Source organism: Gordonia sp. SCSIO 19800, assembly GCF_018132775.1.
Taxonomy (GTDB): Bacteria; Actinomycetota; Actinomycetes; order Mycobacteriales; family Mycobacteriaceae; genus Gordonia; species Gordonia hongkongensis.
The window spans coordinates 81,935-102,098 of record NZ_JAGRQM010000001.1; the positions used below are offsets into that span (position 1 = coordinate 81,935).

The 20,164-nt window shown below is 69.5% G+C and carries 20 protein-coding genes; 7 read left to right on the forward strand and 13 right to left on the reverse strand.

What is annotated here, in order from left to right:
* Positions 1 to 69: 69 nt before the first annotated feature.
* Complete coding sequence (locus tag KB201_RS00350) at positions 70 to 663, reverse strand: suppressor of fused domain protein (RefSeq protein ID WP_058252715.1); 594 nt, start codon at positions 661 to 663, stop codon at positions 70 to 72.
* Between the two features lie 58 nt (positions 664 to 721).
* Between KB201_RS00350 and KB201_RS00355 the strand changes: the two genes are divergently transcribed.
* Both KB201_RS00355 and KB201_RS00360 read left to right on the forward strand, forming a co-directional pair.
* Positions 722 to 1,411, forward strand: a complete 690-nt coding sequence (locus KB201_RS00355) for a metallophosphoesterase (protein WP_159370549.1) — start codon at positions 722 to 724, stop codon at positions 1,409 to 1,411.
* Positions 1,401 to 2,258, forward strand: coding sequence for a hypothetical protein (locus KB201_RS00360; RefSeq protein WP_055475023.1), 858 nt, complete (start codon positions 1,401 to 1,403; stop codon positions 2,256 to 2,258). Before KB201_RS00355 ends, KB201_RS00360 begins: the two co-directional genes overlap by 11 nt.
* Before the next feature lie 28 nt (positions 2,259 to 2,286).
* Here KB201_RS00360 and KB201_RS00365 read toward each other — a convergent pair whose 3' ends face one another.
* The 5 genes from KB201_RS00365 to KB201_RS00385 form a co-directional block, all read right to left on the reverse strand.
* Positions 2,287 to 3,462: an ABC transporter ATP-binding protein gene (locus tag KB201_RS00365; protein ID WP_058252713.1), complete on the reverse strand. Its 1,176-nt coding sequence runs from the start codon at positions 3,460 to 3,462 to the stop codon at positions 2,287 to 2,289.
* 3 nt (positions 3,463 to 3,465) lie between these two features.
* Positions 3,466 to 4,296, reverse strand: a complete 831-nt coding sequence (locus tag KB201_RS00370) for a carbohydrate ABC transporter permease (protein ID WP_055475025.1) — start codon at positions 4,294 to 4,296, stop codon at positions 3,466 to 3,468.
* Positions 4,297 to 4,300: 4 nt separating this feature from the next.
* Positions 4,301 to 5,521 carry a sugar ABC transporter permease gene (locus tag KB201_RS00375; protein WP_307847989.1) on the reverse strand — a complete coding sequence of 407 codons (1,221 nt, stop codon included), beginning with the start codon at positions 5,519 to 5,521 and terminating at the stop codon, positions 4,301 to 4,303.
* Positions 5,518 to 6,930 (reverse strand): extracellular solute-binding protein, encoded by a 1,413-nt coding sequence (locus KB201_RS00380; protein ID WP_211538113.1) that lies wholly within the window; start codon positions 6,928 to 6,930, stop codon positions 5,518 to 5,520. The genes KB201_RS00375 and KB201_RS00380 overlap by 4 nt, the downstream gene beginning before the upstream one ends.
* 220 nt (positions 6,931 to 7,150) lie before the next feature.
* Positions 7,151 to 7,639 carry a general stress protein gene (locus tag KB201_RS00385; RefSeq protein ID WP_055475026.1) on the reverse strand — a complete coding sequence of 163 codons (489 nt, stop codon included), beginning with the start codon at positions 7,637 to 7,639 and terminating at the stop codon, positions 7,151 to 7,153.
* Between the two features lie 135 nt (positions 7,640 to 7,774).
* On the opposite strand from KB201_RS00385, the gene KB201_RS00390 reads away from it, so the two are divergent.
* The 4 genes from KB201_RS00390 to KB201_RS00405 all read left to right on the forward strand — a co-directional run bounded on the left by KB201_RS00390 (position 7,775) and on the right by KB201_RS00405 (position 12,206).
* On the forward strand, positions 7,775 to 9,121 hold the full coding sequence (locus KB201_RS00390) for a magnesium transporter MgtE N-terminal domain-containing protein (RefSeq protein ID WP_058252711.1): 1,347 nt from the start codon (positions 7,775 to 7,777) through the stop codon (positions 9,119 to 9,121).
* Positions 9,118 to 9,633 carry a DUF1003 domain-containing protein gene (locus KB201_RS00395; protein WP_055475028.1) on the forward strand — a complete coding sequence of 172 codons (516 nt, stop codon included), beginning with the start codon at positions 9,118 to 9,120 and terminating at the stop codon, positions 9,631 to 9,633. Before KB201_RS00390 ends, KB201_RS00395 begins: the two co-directional genes overlap by 4 nt.
* A 241-nt stretch (positions 9,634 to 9,874) precedes the next feature.
* A complete protein-coding gene (locus tag KB201_RS00400) occupies positions 9,875 to 11,002 on the forward strand; it encodes a lytic transglycosylase domain-containing protein (RefSeq protein ID WP_058252710.1) in 1,128 nt (375 codons plus the stop codon).
* 58 nt (positions 11,003 to 11,060) lie between these two features.
* Entirely contained in the window at positions 11,061 to 12,206 is a 1,146-nt protein-coding gene (locus tag KB201_RS00405; RefSeq protein ID WP_055475030.1) for an Mrp/NBP35 family ATP-binding protein, read from the forward strand.
* 4 nt (positions 12,207 to 12,210) lie between these two features.
* Here the strand turns inward: KB201_RS00405 and tatB are convergent, their stop codons facing one another.
* The 4 genes from tatB to sigE all read right to left on the reverse strand — a co-directional run bounded on the left by tatB (position 12,211) and on the right by sigE (position 15,624).
* Complete coding sequence (gene tatB / locus KB201_RS00410; RefSeq protein WP_058252709.1) at positions 12,211 to 12,690, reverse strand: Sec-independent protein translocase protein TatB; 480 nt, start codon at positions 12,688 to 12,690, stop codon at positions 12,211 to 12,213.
* Positions 12,691 to 12,721: 31 nt separating this feature from the next.
* Positions 12,722 to 14,242, reverse strand: coding sequence for a S1C family serine protease (locus tag KB201_RS00415; protein WP_211538114.1), 1,521 nt, complete (start codon positions 14,240 to 14,242; stop codon positions 12,722 to 12,724).
* Positions 14,239 to 14,769, reverse strand: a complete 531-nt coding sequence (locus tag KB201_RS00420; protein ID WP_055475033.1) for a hypothetical protein — start codon at positions 14,767 to 14,769, stop codon at positions 14,239 to 14,241. Before KB201_RS00420 ends, KB201_RS00415 begins: the two co-directional genes overlap by 4 nt.
* A 234-nt stretch (positions 14,770 to 15,003) precedes the next feature.
* Positions 15,004 to 15,624 (reverse strand): RNA polymerase sigma factor SigE, encoded by a 621-nt coding sequence (gene sigE / locus KB201_RS00425; RefSeq protein WP_055475034.1) that lies wholly within the window; start codon positions 15,622 to 15,624, stop codon positions 15,004 to 15,006.
* Positions 15,625 to 15,916: 292 nt separating this feature from the next.
* Between sigE and KB201_RS00430 the strand changes: the two genes are divergently transcribed.
* Positions 15,917 to 16,564 carry an O-methyltransferase gene (locus KB201_RS00430; RefSeq protein ID WP_055475035.1) on the forward strand — a complete coding sequence of 216 codons (648 nt, stop codon included), beginning with the start codon at positions 15,917 to 15,919 and terminating at the stop codon, positions 16,562 to 16,564.
* A 20-nt stretch (positions 16,565 to 16,584) separates the two neighbouring features.
* On the opposite strand, the gene KB201_RS00435 is transcribed toward KB201_RS00430, so the two are convergent.
* The 3 genes from KB201_RS00435 to rfbD are packed head-to-tail and all read right to left on the reverse strand — an operon-like array spanning position 16,585 to position 19,597.
* Positions 16,585 to 17,718 carry a sugar phosphate nucleotidyltransferase gene (locus tag KB201_RS00435; protein WP_058252707.1) on the reverse strand — a complete coding sequence of 378 codons (1,134 nt, stop codon included), beginning with the start codon at positions 17,716 to 17,718 and terminating at the stop codon, positions 16,585 to 16,587.
* 44 nt (positions 17,719 to 17,762) lie between these two features.
* Positions 17,763 to 18,641, reverse strand: coding sequence for a glycosyltransferase family 2 protein (locus KB201_RS00440; RefSeq protein ID WP_175404348.1), 879 nt, complete (start codon positions 18,639 to 18,641; stop codon positions 17,763 to 17,765).
* Positions 18,642 to 18,646: 5 nt separating this feature from the next.
* Positions 18,647 to 19,597, reverse strand: coding sequence for a dTDP-4-dehydrorhamnose reductase (rfbD, locus tag KB201_RS00445; RefSeq protein WP_058252705.1), 951 nt, complete (start codon positions 19,595 to 19,597; stop codon positions 18,647 to 18,649).
* Positions 19,598 to 20,164 lie beyond the last annotated feature (567 nt).

Genomic DNA, 20,164 nt, shown 5'->3' on the forward strand with positions numbered 1-20,164 from the left:
CAGATGTTCCCTCTGTCATACGTTCCGAAACCTCGACGCGGATGAGTCCGCCGGGAATCCGCCGGCCGGTCAGGCCGGGGTTGCCGAGGCCCGATCCGGCCGCCGCACATCGATACCCGCCTCACGCCAGGCCTCGCGGAGTGCGTCGGCACCCTTCAGTCGGACCCACGCGGCCTCGTTGGCGGTGATCGGCACCGCCCGGAGCATGCTGACCGGGTCCATGGGCGTGGGCAGCTCGACCATCCCGAGTTCGTCCGCCTCGAGCAGGACCGCGGTAAACGGCGAACCGTCCCACAGGGGTTCGCCGAGGTCGACCAGCGCATCGGCGGCGATGACGAGGCCCTCGACCGCCGGCGCGGCCGCCAGCGTCGCCATGCGCTTGTGCAGACCGGGCAGCGGCGTTCCCGACGACACGCGCACGACGAGTTCGGCGCGGGGGCCGCGGACCGGATCGGCGTGCAGGTCGGTGGGATCGGACATCGGGTGCCGTGCGCACCCCGACGTCACGTAGACCACCTCGCCCCGATCGCCGGCCTCGTCGGGCACGAACCGCAGGACGTCGATCGGTTCGACACCGAGGAACGTCACCGACGCACGTTGGGGGGTCGCCCCCAGCCGGTCTTCGAGAAATCGTCCGACGACCTCAGTCACGGCTTCGCTCACATCCGACAGGCTACCGACTCCGGCGCACGGGCCCGGGGTGCTCCTCTAGCCTGGAGCAATGGTCCGGGTTCTGGCGGTCGCCGACGAGGTGGTGGACTCCCTCACCTTCGGGGTGGGGATCGAGTCCCGGCCCGACCTCATCCTCGGTGCGGGTGACCTCCCGTTCGAGTACCTCGAGATCCTGTCGTCCCTGTGCGACGCGCCGTGCGTGTTCGTGCCCGGCAATCACGACCGGGACCTGCGCGGGTACCGCCGCGGCCGCACCGGCTGGACGCGCGCCGGACTCCCCGTCGAGGACCCCGGACCGTGCGGTGCAATCAACGCCGACGGCCGGACCGTGACGGTCGCCGGACTCCGTATCAGCGGCCTCGGCGGCAGTCGCCGCTACAACAACGGCACCAACCAGTACACCGACACCCAGCAGCGGTTGCGGTCCCTCCGGTTACGATGCACCACCGCCCTGTCACCTCCCCGCGGTGCCGACATCCTGCTCACGCACAGCCCTGCTCGCGGCGTCGGCGACCGCGACGATCTGCCCCACCGGGGTTTCGACTGCTTCCACCCGCTGGTCCGGTCGCTGCAACCGGCGCTGCTGGTTCACGGCCACGTCCATCCGTACGGCGAACAACCCGCTGACCTGCCCATCGGCTCCTCGACGACCTCGATGAACGTCGTCGGCTACTGCCAGTTCGACTTCGATCCCGCCACCCGGGAGGTAGAGATCGTGAGGCGCAGACATGGCGCGTGACACCGGATTTCCCGACGCCGACGCGGAGAACGACTTCGCCCGGATGCGACGCCAGGCCGAACGCGCGCGGCTCGCGCAGTGGTTCATGCGTCAGCCCGCCGACGTGAACACCATCCTCCCGTTCGACGAGGTCGTCGCCGCGCTCGGACGGACCGGGGAGACCTCACTCGGACTGCAGGTCGTCGAGGTGTCCTCGATCGTCGGAAGTGTCGACCGCACCAAGGATTTCGACCGCTACTTCCGGCCCACCTCGTCGCGCGGCCGGGAGCGCTGGCAGCGGCTGGCGGCCGCGCAACGCCGCGGCGAATCCGTCCCTCCGGTACAGCTGTACCGGATCGGATCGATGCACTTCGTCATCGACGGCCATCACCGCGTGTCCATCGCGATCGCGCGGAACTGGGTCACGATCGACGCCTACGTCACCCTGATCCACACGCGCATCTCCCCCGAGGGCATCACCGCGACCTCCGACCTGGTCCTCAAGGACCATCGTCGGATCTTCCTGTCACGCGTGCCGCTCGAGGGCTCCCAGGCCGAGGCCATCCGACTCAGCTTCCCGTTCGACTACGCCGAACTCGCCGAGAACGTCGAGGCGTGGGGCTTCCGCCTGAGCCAGGAGATCGGCGAGTTCCTCAACCGCACCGAGACCGCCCGGCGCTGGTTCGGTGAGGAGTTCCTGCCGGTCGTGCGGATGGCGCGCCGGGCGGGCATCCGGCCCGACCTCGACAGCGACGCCGAGCTGTACATGTGGGTGGCCTGCGAACGGTATCGGCTTGTGCGCAGGCACATCTGGGACGAACACGTCTTCGACGAACTGCTCGACCACTCCCGCAGGCGCCGGCGCTGAGCCGACGCCTGCAGGGACCGGCGGGACACTAGCGGACGCGCAGGGACTGCCCCGAGCTCTGGTCGAACACCGCGATCTTAGACGCGTCGTAGAACAGCTCCGCCGAACCGCCGCGGCTCACCTTCGAGTCCGGGGACAGTCGCGCGATGAACTGGTTGCCGCCGAGATCGGTTCCGGAATCGGCGGACAACTCCGCGAGGGCGTCGCTCGACGCCCGGCTCGACCCGACGCCGAAGTAGGCGTAGATGTCGGACCCCATCGATTCGAGCACGTCGATGTTCGCGGTGAAGGTCCCGCCGTGCCCACGGGTCGTCGAGTCGACGAGCGACGCGTCTTCGAGGTGCTCGGGCCGGATGCCGATGAGCACATCGCCGCCACTGCCGACGTCGCCGGCGCGGGAGACCACCGCACGGTGGTCGTCGAGCACGATCGTGCCGATCGCGGTCTCGATGCCCTCGCTGCCGAGGCGACCGGATAGGAAGTTCATCGCCGGGGAGCCGATGAAACCGGCCACGAACACGTTGGTCGGATTGTTGTACAGCTCCTGCGGCGTACCGATCTGCTGCACATACCCGTTGCGCAGCACGACGACCCGGTCACCGAGAGTCATCGCCTCGGTCTGGTCGTGGGTCACGTAGACCGTGGTGGTCCCCAGGCGCTGCTGCAGCTGTGAGATCTCCGTACGCATCTGCACGCGCAGCTTCGCATCGAGGTTCGACAGCGGCTCGTCCATCAGGAACGCCTTCGGGGAGCGCACGATCGCCCGGCCCATCGCCACGCGCTGCCGCTGACCGCCGGAGAGATTGGCCGGCTTGCGGTCGAGGTACTGCCCGAGGTCGAGGATGCGCGCGGCCTCGTCGACCTTCGCGGCCACCTGATCCTTCGGCATCTTCGCGAGAGTCAGTGGGAAGGCGATGTTCTCGCGCACCGACATGTGCGGGTAGAGCGCGTAACTCTGGAACACCATCGCGATGTCGCGGTCCTTGGGTGCGCGCTCGTTGACCCGCTCCCCGCCGATCCGCAGCTCGCCGCCGGAGATGTCCTCGAGTCCGGCGATCATGTTGAGCGTCGTCGACTTCCCGCATCCCGACGGGCCCACCAGGATCACGAACTCGCCGTCGGCGATCTCGATGTCGACCCCGTGTACGGCGGTCGAGCCGTCGGGATACTGCTTGGAGACGTTGTCCAGAACGATGTCTGCCATGGGTTATCCCTTCACGGCGCCGGAGGTCAGGCCGGCCACGATTCGACGTTGGAAGAAGAGCACGAAGATGATGATGGGGATGGTGATGACCACCGCGGCGGCCGAGATCGACCCGGTCGGTTCCTCGAACTGCGAACTGCCGGTGAAGTTCGCGATCGCCACCGGCGCGGTGATCGCCCGTTCGGTCGACGTCAGCGACAGGGCCAGGAGCAGGTCGTTCCAGGCGAAGATGAACACCAGGATCGCCGCCGTCACGACGCCCGGGGCGGCGAGCGGTGCGATGACCTTGCGGAAGGCCTGCCACGGGGTGGCGCCGTCCATCTTGGCGGCCTTCTCCAGCTCCCATGGGATCTCGCGGAAGAATGCGGACAAGGTGTAGATCGCCAGCGGCAGCGCGAAGGTGATGTAGGGCAGGATCAGGCCGGGCCAGGTGTCGAACAACCCGATGGCCCGCTCGATGTTGAACAGCGGTGTCACCAGCGAGATCTGGGGGAACATCGCGATCAGCAGCGCGGCACCGATCAGGAGCTTCTTGCCCGGGAAGTCCAGGCGGGCCACCGCATAGGCCGCCATCGTCCCCAGCAGCACCGCGATCACCGTGGTGATCAGACCCACGCCGATCGAGTTGATCAGCGCCGAGGTGAAGGCGCTGGTCTCGAAGATGCTCTTGTAGTTGTCGAGGGTGAACTCACTCGGCCAGAACTTCCCGTCGGTCACGCTGCTCGCCGGCTTGAAGGACAGGCTGATGATCCACAGCAGCGGGATGAGTGCATACAGGATCACCAGGATGTTGGCGATCGACCACCAGGCCTTGGACTTTCCGCTCGCATTCAACGGCTTACCTCCCCTCGTCGTCGGAACCCGGTGCGGCGGTGCCGAACCCCTTGATGAACACGAACGCGATGATCGCGACACAGATGAAGATCAGAATCGAGATCGCCGAGCCGACGCCGAGATTGAAGGCGCCGAACAAATTGTCGTAACCCAGCATCGACACCGAGTAGGTGTTGTTGGACCCGCTGGTGAGGACGTAGATGTTGTCGAACACGCGGAACGCGTCGAGTGTGCGGAACAGCAGCGCCACCAGGATCGCCGGCTTCATCAGCGGAAGGATGATGCGCCACAATCTCGTCCACGCCCCGGCACCGTCGACCTGGGCCGCCTTGAGCAGATCGTCCGGGACGAGCGCGAGGCCGGCCAGCAGGAGCAGGGCCATGAACGGCGTCGTCTTCCAGACCTCGGCGAGGACGATGATCGCCAGCGACGGCCATTGCTCGGTGAGCGGTGCGGAGCCGTCGGGTAGCAGGTTGGCGAGATATCCGGTGCCCGGCGTCCACGCGTAGTACCAGGAGAACGCCGCCGCCACGGTCACGATGCCGTACGGGATCAGGACGACGGTGCGGATGGTGCCCCGCCCGAAGATCGTCCGGTGCATGACGAGCGCGATCGCCATGCCCAGCACGAGTTCGATGAGTACCGAGACGACCGTGATGCCGACCGTGACGGCAAAAGCCGTCCACCAGTAGTTGTCGGTGAGGACGGTGGCGTAGTTGGCGAACCAGACGAACTCGCGTTCCCCCGGCGCCGAGAGGCTCATCTTGTTCAGCGAGAGCCAGACCGCGTACACGATCGGGTATCCGGTGACCAAGAGCATCATCAGTGCGGCCGGCGCCACGAGCCAGAAGGCCAGCCGGCGCTCGGCGGTTTTGCCCTCGCTGCGCTTGCGCGGGGCGGCCGGCGGCGTGTCGGCCCGGGGCCGATCGATCACCGCGGTACCCCCGCCCGTCCCGGTCGCCGGCTTCGACAGCGAGGCGGGCGCGGGATCCGGGGCGGGCCGGTCGGTGTGCGACGACGCCGCGGTCACCTCGTGCCGACCTCCCGGCGGAGCGGTCCACACCTGATCGGACTGCACCGGGGGTGTGTCGCCGACGATCGGGATCGGACCCGTTTGCGGTGGCGCATCATCCGGGAGGGCGTGTCGCCCGGCGCGGAACCCCGCGTCGTCGGGGTTGCCGCCCGCGTTCTCGGCGTCGTTGCGCGGAGTGTCGTTGTCGCTCACGGGACCAGCCCTTCCCCGTCGATGGCCTTCTGGACCGCTTCGGCGAGCTCGTCGACCAGGGCCTCCGGCTCCCAGGCGCCGACCGGGCTCAACTTGGCCTGCAGCAGCGTCGAGATTGCTTGATAGTCGGGCGATTTCGGCCGCAGAGCAGCGTGCTCGGGTTCGAGCTGCCGCTTGATCTCGTCGGCCATCGGGTACGCGAGGCGGAAATCGGCGTCGTCGTAGATGGACTCGATGACCGGCGGCGGACCCGCACTGAACGAGAACGCCTTCTGCGATGCCTCACTGGTGATGCACTCGGCGGCCTGGTAGGCGAGGTCCTGCTGTTGCGAGGTGCTCGCGACGGCGATGTTGATGCCGCCCAGGGTCGTCTTGGTGGGAAGTCCCTCGAAGCCGGGATAGGGCGCGAAGTCGAAGACCTGCCGCATCTCGCGGTTGAGCGGGACCACCTGCGCCGGGGTCGGCGGATTCGCGGTGTCCGCGTACAGGTTCGCGTATTCGGTGAGGTCGAGGAAGGCGACGCTGCCCGCCACGGCGTTCTCGCGCATCCCGGCGAAGACGAACGGCCAGTTCACCTGGTACAGGGCCTCACCGCTCTCCATGCCGAGCCGCGCGGCGCCCTCGTCGGAGTTGGTCAGCGACGGATCGGCACCGGGCGCGGTGGCGACCCGCTTCAGCGTCTCCAGTGCGCGGACCGTCGCGGCGCGGTGTTCGGGGGTGTCGTTGAGGGTGACCTTGTCGGGGTCGTCCGGGTCGACGATCTGCCCACCGGCGCTGGCGAGTACCGAGTTGAACCACACCATCAGGCCTTCGTACTGCCTGCCCTGCACCATGATGTAGGTCGGTCCGCCGTTGCGACCGCTGACGAGCGCGTCCTCGAGCATGCCGTTCCACGTCGATGCCGGGCGCCGGCGGTCGACGTCCTCGACGAGCACATCCGGTCGGTACCAGAGCAATTGGGTGTTCGTGGAGAACGGGATGGCGTAGAGCCGTTCCCGCTCGTCGTCGTCGGTCTTCCAGACCGCGGTGTCGAGCGGACCACCCAGGGTGCGCGCCGACACCTCGGCGGCCATGGCGTCCGGCACCGGCACCATCCAACCCGCGTCGGCGAATTCGGCCGTCCACACCACGTCCATGCCCATCAGGTCCAGCCCGCTGTCGTTGCCCGCGAGGCGCCGCGCGAGCTGCAAACGCTGATCGTCGGCGCCCTTGGGCAACGGGGTGGTCACGACCTTGTACGCACCACCGGAATCCGCCGAGCACTTGTCGCCGATCTCGGCGAAGGTGTCCGCGCCGTCGGCCGGCGGATAGAAATTGAGTACGCCCGCTTCATATCCCGAGCCACATGCGGACAGCACGGGCAGCATGGCCACCGCTGCCACCGCCGCGGCGAGGACCTTTCGTCTCACGCGCCTGGTAGATCCGTCGGTGCTGATGGATCCGTCCGTGCTGACCCTGCTCCGCACGCAGCCTCCTCGATGTCGTACGCGGCGCCGCAGCGGTGCTCCGCCGTGAGCGTCCGAAGAGCAACGCTATACGTGAGGATTCGTGACATGCAACACATTCGGCATGGGCGTGCCATTCCGCGGGCGATTGTGATCGCTCCGTGTCCGACCGCGGGAGGCGACGTCAGAAGGTGAGACGGGCGAGCATGTCGCGCGCCTTCTCTGCGCTTTTCGGGTCGCACAGCACGTCATAGCGGCCGGCGACCAGCTGCATGGTCGACGCGAAATCCCGCTGGCCCCGGGTCGCCGCGTACGGAATGGTCGCGGAGATCACACCGAAGACCATGCCGCCGACGATGCCCACCAGGATGGGCGCAATGGGCGAGCCGGCGAAGACGAGCGCCACCAGACAGCCGAAGAAGAAGCCGAGCCAGGCACCCGAGACCAACCCGCCGCCGATCACCTTGCCCCACGTCAGCCGGCCGATGACCCGCTCGACCTGCATCAGATCGACGCCCACGATGGTGACGTCCTGGACGGTGAAGTTCTCGTCGGAGAGGAAGTCCACCGCGCGCTGGGCCTCGGCGTAGGTTCCGTACGAACCGATCGGCCAGCCCTTGGGCGGGGTGGGGAGTCCCGGCGTCTCGCGGCTCGGGCGCATGGGATTGGTCATATCGGGGCCTTCCCTGTTGTCAGACTCCAGTGCTGAACGTCGCGGTGAGACCCGACAGTGGGACTGGTCTCCCACCGGTGGGCGTTCGTGTCTGCCGTCGGCCTCCGCTGCACCGATGGCACTACCCTTACTCCCATGTCGTCGGTGAGCAAGGTGTTCGTGGCCAGATTAGTCGGGTTGGCCGTCCTTGGTCCCGACGGCGAGTCCATCGGACGCGTCCGCGACGTGGTGATCTCGATCCGCATGTCCGGGCAGCAACCGCGCGTCCTCGGTCTCGCGGTCGAATTGACCACTCGGCGTAGAATTTTCGTGCCGATGCTGCGGGTGACCGCGATCGAGCCCCAGGCCGTGGCCCTCAACACCGGCACCGTGAGCCTCCGCCGGCTCCACCTGCGGCCCGGCGAGGCGCTCGCCATCGGACAGGTCCTCGACACCCACGTCCGGGTCGTCGATCCGGATCTCCCCGAGCTCGCCGACGCCGACGTGACGGTGATCGACCTCGGGATCGAGAAGACCCGGACCCGCGATTGGGTCGTCTCCCGCGTCGCGATCCGGGCGGGACGTCGCGGCCTGCGCCGGCGCCACGAGACACAGGTCGTGGAGTGGTCCAGCGTGCAGGGCATCACCCAGAGCTCGCTGAACCTGCCCGGACAAGGAGTCGCGCAGGCCCTCCTGCAGTTCGAGGGCATGCGCCCGGCCGACGTCGCCAACGCCCTGCGCGAACTGCCCGCGAAACGTCGCGACGAGATCGCAGCGGCCCTGGACGACGAACGGCTCGCCGACGTGCTGCAGGAGTTGCCGCCCGACGACCAGAAAGAGGTGCTGGCCGCGCTCGGACGCGACCGCGCCGTCGACATCCTCGAGGCGATGGACCCCGACGACGCCGCCGACCTCCTCGGCGAACTGCCCGACACCGAGGCCGAGGCCTTCCTCGAGGAGATGGACCCCGTGGAGTCCGAGCCCCTCCGCCGACTCCTGCTGCACTCCCCCGACACCGCGGGCGGCGTGATGACCTCGGAGCCGGTCGTGGTCACCGCATCGACCACCATCGCCGAGGCCCTCGCCCGGGTCCGCAACCCCGACCTGACGCCGGCCGCGGCGAGTCTGGTATTCGTCGTCCGCCCGCCCACCTCGACGCCGACCGGCAAGTATCTCGGATGCGTGCATCTGCAGGCCCTGCTCCGGGAACCGCCCGCGCACCTGGTCGGCGGCATCCTGGACACCGACCTCGCCCAACTCCATCCCGAGGACTCCCTGGAGACGATGACGAGATATTTCGCGACCTACAACCTGGTCTGCGGCCCCGTCGTGGACGAGGCCGGCCACCTGCTCGGCGCGGTGAGCGTCGACGACCTGCTCGACGAGATCCTGCCGCGCGACTGGCGTGAGACCGAACCCGAGGACGTCGTCGAGGCCGACGGGTACGGCGTCGGGAGCGGCCCGGAACCGGCATCGGGCGGCCCCCAGGTGCGGATCCGATGAGCGAGCCGGGACGCAAGCTCGACACCCCCAGCACCCGCCGCACGATCTCGTTCAATCTCGACTCCGACGTCGTCGGGATGTACAGCGAGCGGATCGCCCGGTTCCTGGGCACCGGACGATATCTGGCGATCCAGACGGTCATCGTCATCGTCTGGATCGTGCTGAACCTGGTCGCGGTGTCGATCCAGTGGGACCCGTACCCGTTCATCCTGCTGAACCTCGCGTTCTCCACGCAGGCGGCGTACGCGGCGCCGCTGATCCTGCTGGCCCAGAACCGGCAGGAGAACCGCGACCGGGTGTCGCTGGAAGAGGACCGGATGCGGTCCGCCCAGACGAAGGCCGACACCGAGTTCCTGGCCCGGGAGCTCGCCGCGGTCCGTCTCGCGGTCGGCGACACCGTCACGCGCGACTACCTGCGCAAAGAACTGGACGACCTGCTCGACGAACTCACCGAACGGCTCGGCGCCCCCGCCGGCGACGAATCCGGCCGCCGCGGTTCCAAGGATCACTGACACCAAAAGCCGGGTTCGTGTCTGGGACGTCAGACCCATATGTATGGTGGGTCACAGTTCGGACCGGATCCCGGCGTCTGTCACGGCGCGACGAGATTCTCCGACACATCCATGTGAGCGGCTCTGGACCTGGGCCGCGGGTGAGCATCGCCGCGTTCTCGGGGGCAGAAGTGTGTGTTGACAACGGAGTGAACAGGACCGGGCAGCGGCCCGGGGCCGCACGATGTGCAGGAGGCCTCCGGTGAGGCCCCTCGACCTCGTCCGCCGTCGCCGTGGTCCGCGCCGTCCGTCCTCGTTCCCACGACGCGCCGCGACGCTGGTCGTCGGCGGCGGTCTGGTCGGTGCACTGGTCCTGGGGACCGCGACGTCGAGCGCCTCCGGCGGCAACGTCGCGTCGGCCGTCGTCGAGCCCGATGCCCCCGTGATGGTGGCCGAACTCGTCGCGGGTTCGCCGGGCGCACTCCTCGGCTTCGCGCCGCCGCCGGAGAAGCCCGCGACCGCGCTGCCGGCGCCGCAGTTCCGGCTCGCGAGCGACCTCCCCTCGGGCCCGCTGGGGATCCCGGGCGTCGTACTCCAGGCCTACAAGCTGGCCGCCAACCGCGTCGCCGCCGAGAGCGCGGCCTGCAAACTGCCGTGGTTCCTGCTGGCCGGCATCGGACGCATCGAGTCCAATCATGCGAGCAACGGCTCGGTCGATCAGTACGGCACGACGATCAACCCGATCGCCGGGCCGGTCCTCGACGGCTCGCTGGCCGGCAACGCGGTCATCAAGGACACCGACGGCGGACGCATCGACGGCGACGCCGGACACGACCGCGCGATGGGCCCGATGCAGTTCATCCCGAGCACGTGGGCAGCGTGGGGCTCCGACGCCAACGGCGACGGAAAACCCGACCCCAACAACATCTTCGACGCCACGTACTCGGCCGGCCGGTATCTCTGCGCCGGCGTCACCGACATCATGAACGAGCGCACTCGCGTGTCGGCGGTGCTGCGGTACAACCGCTCGATGGAGTATGTCGCCAACGTCCTCGGCTGGGCCGGGGCCTACGCGACGGGCGTGATGCCGACCGACCCCATCCCGGAGATGAAGCGCAAGCCGTCGAGCAGCTCGAGCTCGTCCAGCAAGCCCAGGCAGCCGGAGTCCGGGTCGTCCTCGTCGTCGTCGTCGTCCTCCACCACGCGGCGGCCGAGCCCTCCGCCGCCGCCGTGCATCATCGTCTGCCTGCCGTCGATCCCGCCGCTGTTCCCGGGCCAGCCCGCTCCCCCGCCCACCAAGAGGGAGGCCCCGGCGGTACAACAGGGACCGGCGGGGAACGCCGGTCCGAAGAGGCCCGGAGGGGCGAGCACCCCGGTTCCCGTCCGCTGACGGCGCCACCGGAGGACCTGCGCCCGGAACCGTCGGCGCCGCCGGTAGTCTGGGCCAGATGACAACAGGAGTCGCGCCCACGGAATCGGCAGTTCGCGCCGCTCTGGGCAAGGTCAAGGATCCCGAGATCGGCAAGCCCATCACCGACATCGGGATGGTCAAGTCGGTCACGATCAACGACGACGCGAGCGTCGACGTCGGGGTGTACCTCACGACATCGGGGTGCCCGATGCGCACCGAGATCTCGCAGCGCGTGGAAACAGCAGTCGCCGACGTCCCGGGCGTCGGCGCGATCCGCGTCGAACTCGACGTCATGGACGACGAGCAGCGCACCGAGCTGCGCAAGAAGCTCCGCGGGGACAAGGCCGAGCCGGTCATCCCGTTCGCCCAGCCCGGCTCACTGACCCGTGTCTACGCCGTCGCGTCGGGTAAGGGCGGCGTCGGCAAGTCGAGCGTGACCGTCAACCTCGCCACGGCGCTCGCCGAACGCGGGCTCACCGTCGGCGTTCTCGACGCCGACATCTACGGCCACTCGGTCCCCCGCATGCTCGGGAGCGACGCCAAACCCACGCAGGTCGAACGCATGATCATGCCGCCCAGCAACCACGGCGTCCGCTTCATCTCGATCGGACAGTTCACCGACGGCAACACGCCGGTGACCTGGCGCGGTCCCATGCTGCACCGAGCCCTGCAGCAGTTCCTCGCGGACGTCTACTGGGGCGATCTCGACGTCTTGCTCCTCGACCTGCCGCCGGGCACCGGTGACGTCGCGATTTCGATCGCGCAGCTCATCCCGGGCGCGGAGATCCTGGTGGTGACGACACCCCAGCAGGCCGCGGCCGAGGTCGCCGAGCGCGCCGGGGCCATCGCGCTGCAGACGCGGCAGAAGATCCTCGGCGTCGTCGAGAACATGTCGTGGCTGGAACTGCCCGACGGCAGCCGCATGGAACCGTTCGGGTCCGGCGGCGGCGAGCAGGTGGCGCAACGCCTCACGCGCGCGGTGGGCGCCCAGGTCGACCTGCTGGGTCAGGTACCGCTCGAGACGGCCTTACGCGAAGGCGGCGACGCCGGTGTCCCGGTGGTGCTGTCGGCACCCGAATCGGCGTCCGGTTCCGCCCTGCGCGCCATCGCGGGCAAGCTCGCGGCGCGTAAGCGCGGCCTGGCGGGTATGAGTCTGGGACTCGACACCATCCGGAATTCCTGACCGGTCAGGTCGCGTCCCAGTCGGCCGCGGCGGGACGCGACCCCGACCGCGACCGGCGGTCCGACGCCGCGGATCCCGCCGGGCCGGCGGAGTCCTGATTCCCGCTCTCCTGCTTCTCGAACGACAGGGGCGCCGACACGGGCTTGATCTCTGGCGCCGCCGGGGTGGTCTTCCGGTCGACCGTGGTGGCGCTCTCGTTCAGCCGGAACAGTGAATCATCGCCGTCGAGAAGGTGTTTCGTGACGATCGACCGCGGCGTCATACCCCGCAGTTCGTTGAGGTCGGCGAGCGGCTTGCGCAGGTCGTCGAATTCGGGACCCAGCTCGTCCTTCAGCTGATTGCTCGCACCGGTCGCGTAATCACGGACCTTCTTGGCCGACTGCATCGTCCAGGAGACGGCACCGGGGAGACGTTCGGGGCCGAGGATGACGAGTGCCGCGACCACCAGGATCGCTATCTCGCCCCATCCGATGCTGCTGAACATGTGCCTCGTCCTGACCTGTGCGGTGGTGTGGTTAGTCGCTCGCCGGAGTGATGGTACCGCTGAACGTGCGACCCGCCCGCCAGTACTGGAACGGGACCGACTCGCCGATGCTGGCGGTTCGGATCGCGACGTTCAGCTCGTCGGCGCTCTCGATCGGGCGATTGTTGAACGAGGTGATCACGTCGTTCTCCCGGATGCCCGCGCGTTCGGCGGGGCTGCCGGCGACGACGTTGCGGACCTGTGCGCCCAGCACGCGCTCGTTGCGCACCGAACTGGCGTTGACGCCGATCTGCGGGTGGTTCACGCGGCCGTCGCGGATCAGCGCCTCCGCGATGGGCTTGGCCTCGTCGATGGGGATCGCGAATCCGAGCCCGATGTTGCCGCCCCCGGCGCCGAGGCGCCCGGCGGTGTTGATGCCGACCACCTGGGCTTCGCCGTTGACCAGCGGACCGCCCGAGTTGCCCGGGTTGATCGCGGCATCGGTCTGGATCGCGTCGATCACCGCGTCGGTGTCGGACTCCGCGTCGGGCGTCAGCGCCACGGCACGGTCGGTCGCGCTGACGATGCCGCTTGTCACGGTTCGGTTGAGCCCCAATGGAGATCCGAAGGCGACCACCTCTTCGCCGATCTGCAGGTCGCCCGAGCGACCGAGCACCGAGACCGTCGGGTTCTCGACATTGTTGACCTTCAACACGGCGAGATCGGTCTTGGGATCGCGACCGACGATGCGCGCCGGGACCCGCTGACGGTCGAAGAACACGACCTCCAGTTTGGCGCTCTTGTCGTTCGCGGCCATCGAGATGACGTGGTTGTTGGTGAGGATGTAACCCTCTTTGTCGATGACGAATCCCGACCCGGTGGCGTAGGCGCCCGCCGCGCGGACGTCGATGGCGACGACCGACTTCTCCACCGCCCGGGCCACCTCGGCCACGGACGACCGCGGTCCGGCGTCGCCGCCGGTGTCCTCAGTGGACAACTCGACCGTGTCACTGGTGAGCGGCGCGGCCACCTCGGCGGTGTACCGGCCCATCAGCCCGCCGACGAGCCCGATCAGCAACGCGATCACCGCGAGCGTGGCCAGGGCGACCCAGCTCAGGCGATTGCCGAGCAGGATGTCGCGGACACCGAGCTTGGGGCCGGTCTCGGTCGGGATGTCCGACGATGCGGACGCCAGCGCGGGTGCGTCCAGCCGCGCCGGGCTCTCCGGGTCGCGCCACGGGTCGTCCGGCGCCTGCGGCTGCTCGGTGTGGCCGTAGGTCGCGAGCGGATCCCGCTGCAGGGTGTCGCTCGATCCGGCCGGCCGGCTGAAGGCCTCGGCGAGCACCGGGTCCGGGGGTGCGATCTGCGGCTCGGGCGGCCGCTTGTCGCCGTCTGAGGTGGCGAACGAGCCGCGCACACCCGACGGGCGGCCGAACACCTGCGCGGTGGACGGCGACACGGGCGAGTGCCGGGTCCGCGACGGCGTCAGACGTTGCGACTCGGGCGGTTCGGCGCGCCGCGCGAACTGTGCGTCACCGGTATCGGGAGAATCGGCGTCGGGGGCCACGGTCACCGGCCCCGGCGACGGAAGGCGCGGCCGCGGGCCGCGGGGATGCCGTCGGTCGGCGCATCGGGCGACACGGTCGGCCCGAACCCTGCCGGGCGGGGTGGCTCGGAGCTCAGATCGATCTCACGCGTGGGGATCTGGGAGAGCTGACCGAGGAGGGAGTCCGGGATCGACACGCGGCCGGACTCGCGGAGTCGGGTGCGGGCCAACGACTGCGCCTCGACCGCGGTGACGCACTCGGGGCACAGCGCCAGATGATGAGCGGCCCGCGCATGCGCGGACATCCCGAGCTCGCCGTCGACGAAGGCGGCGACCGCCTCGGGGGCCAGGTGCTCGGTGGGTGCGAAGCCGCGTCCGCCGGCCGTACCCGGCGCGCGGTAGCCGCGGTTGGGCAGGAACGACGAGGGAGCCGGACTCCAGGTGTTCGTATTCCACCTGGCTGGGGTCCAGGAGGACCGCCGGCGACGAAGGTTGGGAGTCGGCGGTTCGACACCGCCACTTCCGGTCGGACGCCCGCGATCGCCGTCCATCATCGTCGTTCACCCCTCTCCACGACGAAACCGCCGCACGATGAATCCTGTGTTGCCACTGGGCTCTGCTGCTGTCTGCCACGGTACCGACCGGCGGCATCCGATGCCGTCCCCCGAACGCGCGGGCGTCCGCGGGCTGCGGCCTCCGATCGCATCGTGTCCCGTGACACAGGCAACGTCTCAGCGTATCCGAGACTCTCAACGATGCTCGGCGGAGCAGGGTTCCCGGCAGCGACCTCAGGCGTGCGAGCCGAGCGCGACCGAACGGCTACTGGTGTGTCCTTGGGCCGCGAGTGCGTCGCGGATGCTCTGCCGACCGCGATGGATGCGGCTGCGGACGGTACCCAGCTTGACACCGAGGGTGGCGGAGATCTCCTCGTAGGACAGGCCCTCGATGTCACACAGCACCACGGCCGCGCGGAAGTCGGGAGCCAGCGAGTCCAGGGCGCGCTGCAGGTCGGGGTCGAGGTTCGTCGCGTCGAAGACCTGCTGCGGATCCGGGGTGTCGGCCGGCACCCGGTCGTACTCCTCGGGCAGGGCTTCCATCCGGATCTTGCTGCGGCGACGGACCATGTCGAGGAACAGGTTGGTGGTGATGCGGTGCAACCAGCCCTCGAAGGTGCCGGGACGGTAGTTCGACAACGAGCGGAAGACCCGGATGAAGGTCTCCTGCGTGAGGTCCTCGGCGTCGTGCTGATTCCCCGACAGACGGTAGGCCAGACGGTAGACGCGGTCAGCGTGTTCGCGGACCAGGTCGTCCCAGGACGGCATGAGCAGTTCGTCGCCGGTGGCGTCGAAACCTGCGGTGCCCGCCGGAACGGCGGGCACGGCGTCGGCGGGATCGCGGGGATCGGTCATGGTCGGTGGTCGGTTCCTCTCTCGTGAAACACGCACCCGGTGACCCAAGCACTCACCGAAGACGAACGGATGATTCCGGCTGGGTATTCCCGAGCTGCCAGGGAGTTCACACCGACCTCCCGGGACCTGTCCCAACCGGAACAGCTCTCACCCTCTCCTATCGGAGTGTGGCCGCCGTATGAGGCGCCTGAGTGTTGCCTGAGGATGCGTCGGCGGTCTCGCCGTGAGCGGATTCGCCCAGGTCTGGCGTGCCGGATCGGGTTCCGCCGCGGGGCCGGACTAACCTCGACGCGTGACCGAGTCAACGCCGTCCACACGCCCCGACCTGATCGCCTACGCCGAGTCGGCCATCGTCGAGGACGACGCCGTCATCGCCGCCCGCGCTCGCGCCGAGGAGCTCGGCGCGACACCGGTCAGCCCGGCGGTCGGCGCGCTACTGGCTCTGCTGGCCCGCGCGGCCGATGCGCGGGCCGTCGTGGAGATCGGGACCGGCACCGGGGTGAGCGGCCTCTGGCTGCTCAACGGCATGTCGGCCGACGGCGTGCTGACCACGATCGATCCCGAGCCCGAACATCACCGGGCCGCACGGGCGTCGTTCGCCGGCGCCGACATCGCCCCGGGCCGCACCCGGCTGATCAACGGCACGCCGGTCGAGGTGCTGCCGCGGTTGTCCGACGCGTCCTATGACCTGGTCTTCGTGGACGGACCACTGCTGGACCTGCCCCGGTTCGTGCGTGAGGCCGTCCGGATGTTGCGACCGGGAGGTGTCGTGGTCGTCCACAACGCGACCGCGCACGGAACGGTCGGCGACCCGGCCCGCACCGAACCGCCGACGGCGGCGGCCCGCGAGGCGGCCCTGCTGATCGCCGACGACGAGCAGCTGCTTCCCGTGGTCATCCCGCTCGGGCCCGGCGTGCTCGCCGCCGCGAAGATCCGCTAGTCGGCCGCGCTCCTGCTGGACTAGACGTCCGTCGAGAATCGAATCCCGTTGTCGGGGATCTCGATTCCCGGCCACACCCGGGCGCCGCGCAGCAACTCGCAACGGGCGCCGATGTCAGCACCGTCGCCGATGACCGTGTCCCGGACCAGCGCACGCGGCCCGATGCGGGCACCGAAGCCGATGATCGACCGTTCCACGACCGCGCCGGCCTCGATCACGGCGCCGTCGAAGACGACCGCGCCGTCGAGACGGGCGCGCGGGCCGACCTCGGCGCCACGGCCGACCACCGTGCCGCCGATCAGAAGGGCACCCGGGCCCACTCCCGCGCCTTCGTGCACGAGGGACTCGCCGCGACGGTCCCCCAGGGCGGGCGACGGCGCGATCCCGCGGACGAGGTCGGCCGAGCCGCGGACGAAGTCCTCGGGCGTACCCATGTCCCGCCAGTACGCGTGATCGACGTGTGCGTGGACGTGACTGCCCTCGACGAGCAGCCGGGGGAACACCTCACGCTCGACCGACACCGGCAGGCCGGCCGGGATGGATTCGATGACCTCGCGCTTGAACACATAGGTGCCGGCATTGATCTGGTCGGTCGGCGGGTCCTGGGTCTTCTCCAGGAACGCGGTGACCCGGCCGTCGGCGTCGGTCGGGACGCAGCCGAACGCGCGGGGGTCGCTGACCCGCACGAGGTGGATGGTGACGTCGGCGTCGGCGGCGCGGTGACTGTCGATGACGTCGCCGACATCGGTGCCACCGAGGACGTCGCCGTTGAACACCACGATCGTGCTCGCGGTCAGTTCGTCGAGGACGTTGCGGATACCGCCGCCGGTGCCCAGCGGCTCGTCTTCGGTGACGTAGCGCATGCGCAGGCCCAGCTTCGAACCGTCGCCGTAGTACTCGCTGAAGACCTCGGCCTTGAACGAGGTGCTGAGCACGATGTCGCGGATACCGGCCGCCCGGATGCGGGACAGCAGATGGGTCAGGAACGGCAGCCCGGCGGTGGGCAGCATCGGTTTCGGCGCCGACAGGGTGAGTGGGCGCAGGCGGGTTCCCTTCCCGCCGACGAGGACGACGGCCTCGACGTCCTCCCTGATGTTGTCCGATCCCCCCACGGACGGTCTTTCCACCGACTCACGCACGGTGTAGTTGTCCACTGGATCGGGTCCTTCCTCGAGGTGACTGGTGTTCACTTCAGCATTCATCGGGAGTTCTCGCTCGCCGACGCGCGTCGCGCCGCGCGCACGGCGAGCCGGGATCGGACCTCCAGGCCGATGCGCAACGCCAGGCGCAGCGGCGCCCGCCACGGTCCCGGATTGCGGTCGGCCTGGAACCGGTAGGCACTGCGGTGGTGGGCGGGCAGCATCCTCTCCGGATGCCGACCGGCGCTGTGCCCCTTGGTGTGCACGACCTCCGCGCTCGGCACATAGACGTTCTGCCACCCGGCCTTGCCGAGGCGGTCGCCGAGATCGACGTCCTCCATGTACATGAAGTAGCGGGCGTCGAAGCCGCCGATGGCGTCGAAGGCCTCGCGCCGCACGAGCAGGCAGGAGCCCGACAGCCACCCCACCGGACGTTCCGACGGTGTCTCGTCGTCCGCGCGGTAGGCCGCGGTCCACGGATTGGACTTCCACACCGTGCCGAGGATCGCGTGTCCGGTGCCCGACACGAGGTCGGGAACGCGCCGCGCCGAGGGGTAGATCGAGCCGTCGGGTTCGCGGATGAGCGGCCCGAGCGAACCCGCTCGCGGCCAGCGCTGCGCGGCGGCCATCAGCTCGTCGATGGCACCGGGCTTCCATTCGACATCCGGATTGGAGATGAGCACGAACTCGACATCCGGGTCGAGCTCGGCGACACCGCGGTTCATCGCACCGCCGTAGCCGATGTTGCCGCCGGTGCGGACCAGCGTGACCGTGTCGTACTCCTGCTCGGCCCGCTCGGGCGCGCCGTCGTCGGACCCGTTGTCGGCGATGATGACCTGCGGCATGACGTCGGTGACGGCGTCGAGGCTGCGCAGGAAGGTCACGAGGTGATCGCCGGAGAAATAGGTCACCGTCACCACGGCTGGCTGAACTGGCACGCCGCTCAGGGTAACGAACCGGGGTCGGCGTCCGACGCGGCGATCGCCGCGTGCAGCGCGGGTCGCCACGGCCGGAGCGGGGTGAGGCCGGCGGCCTCCCAGGAGTGGCCGGAGAGCACCGAGAACGCCGGCCGCGGGGCCGGGCGCGGGAAGTCGGCGGTCGTCGTGGGCAGGACCCGGTCGGGCTGCGCCCCGACCTCTTCGAAGACCCCGCGGGCGACGTCGAACCAGGTGGCGGTGCCCGAGTTCGTCGCATGCAGAACCGCGCCACACACGTCTTCGCGCGGGCCCGCGACGACGAGTTCCCAGAGCCCGTCGGCGAGGTCGTACGAGTAGGTCGGGGACCCGAGTTGGTCGTCGACGACCGACACCGTCTCCCGTGACTGTTCGAGCCGCCGCATCGTGCCGACGAAGTCGCGGCTGTCGGGTCCGCCGGTGTAGACCCATGCCGTCCGCACGACGGTGGCCCGCGGGTCCGCCGACAGCGCGGCGCGTTCGCCGTCGAGCTTGGTGCGGCCGTACACGGTCGCGGGCGTTCCGCTCACGTCGTCGGGTTCGTATCCGTTCCGCTCGACCGGCCGGGAACCCTCCGCGGCGGCCCCGGGGAACACGTAGTCGGTCGACACGTGCACGAACCACGCGCCGGCGTCGGCGGTCCGGCGCGCGAGCACTTCGGGCCCGGTGGTGTTGACCCGCCGCGAGCCTTCCGAGTCGGCCTCGGCTCCGTCGACGTCGGTGTAGGCCGCGCAGTTCACCACGATGTCGTCGGGGCCGAGGTCGCCCAGCGCGGCGGCCACCGAGGTCGGGTCGGCGATGTCGACGTCGGCTGAGGTGAGCGGCCGCACGACGACGTCGGGAACCTCGGTCGACCGTGCTTGCAGGGCAGTTCCCAGCTGCCCGCCGGCGCCGACGATGTACACGGTGGGGTTGCTCGGCGTCACACGCATGAGCACCATCGTGCCGGAGTCCGGCGGTACCCACGCGGCGACGCGCTCGCCGGCACACGTGACGACGGCTACTCACACGACCGGCGTTGCGTTCTCGAATTCGCGAATCACTTCAGTAGCCTGGCGACAGCACACAACAGCCGACCCGCCTTGCACATCAGCATCGACATCCTCAGGCGTAACGCTCGCCGCGTCGACCCCGGACCCGATGTGCCGACCTCGAAAGGGACCGCTCACCAGTGGATTCACCATCCGACGGCCCGCGTCGGCGCGCGCAGCCGCGCCGTCCGGCACGGCCGGGTCCGGACGGGCGTCAGCCGATGTCCGGCGATCGGCGCGCCCCGGAGCCCGGCGCGCGCAGGCGCCCGGCCCGGCCCCCGTACGACGGTGGACCAGATGGGCGCGAATCCCCGCGCCGCGCGGCACCGCTCCCCGGTGAACCGGGCAATCCCCCACCCCGAGCGCGACGCCAGCCCCCGCCGGACCCGCGACGTCGCGCTGCCGATCCACGCGAACCCCGCGACCCCCGGCGTCGGCCGGCCGCCGACCCCCGTAACTCCGAACGTCGCGACCCCG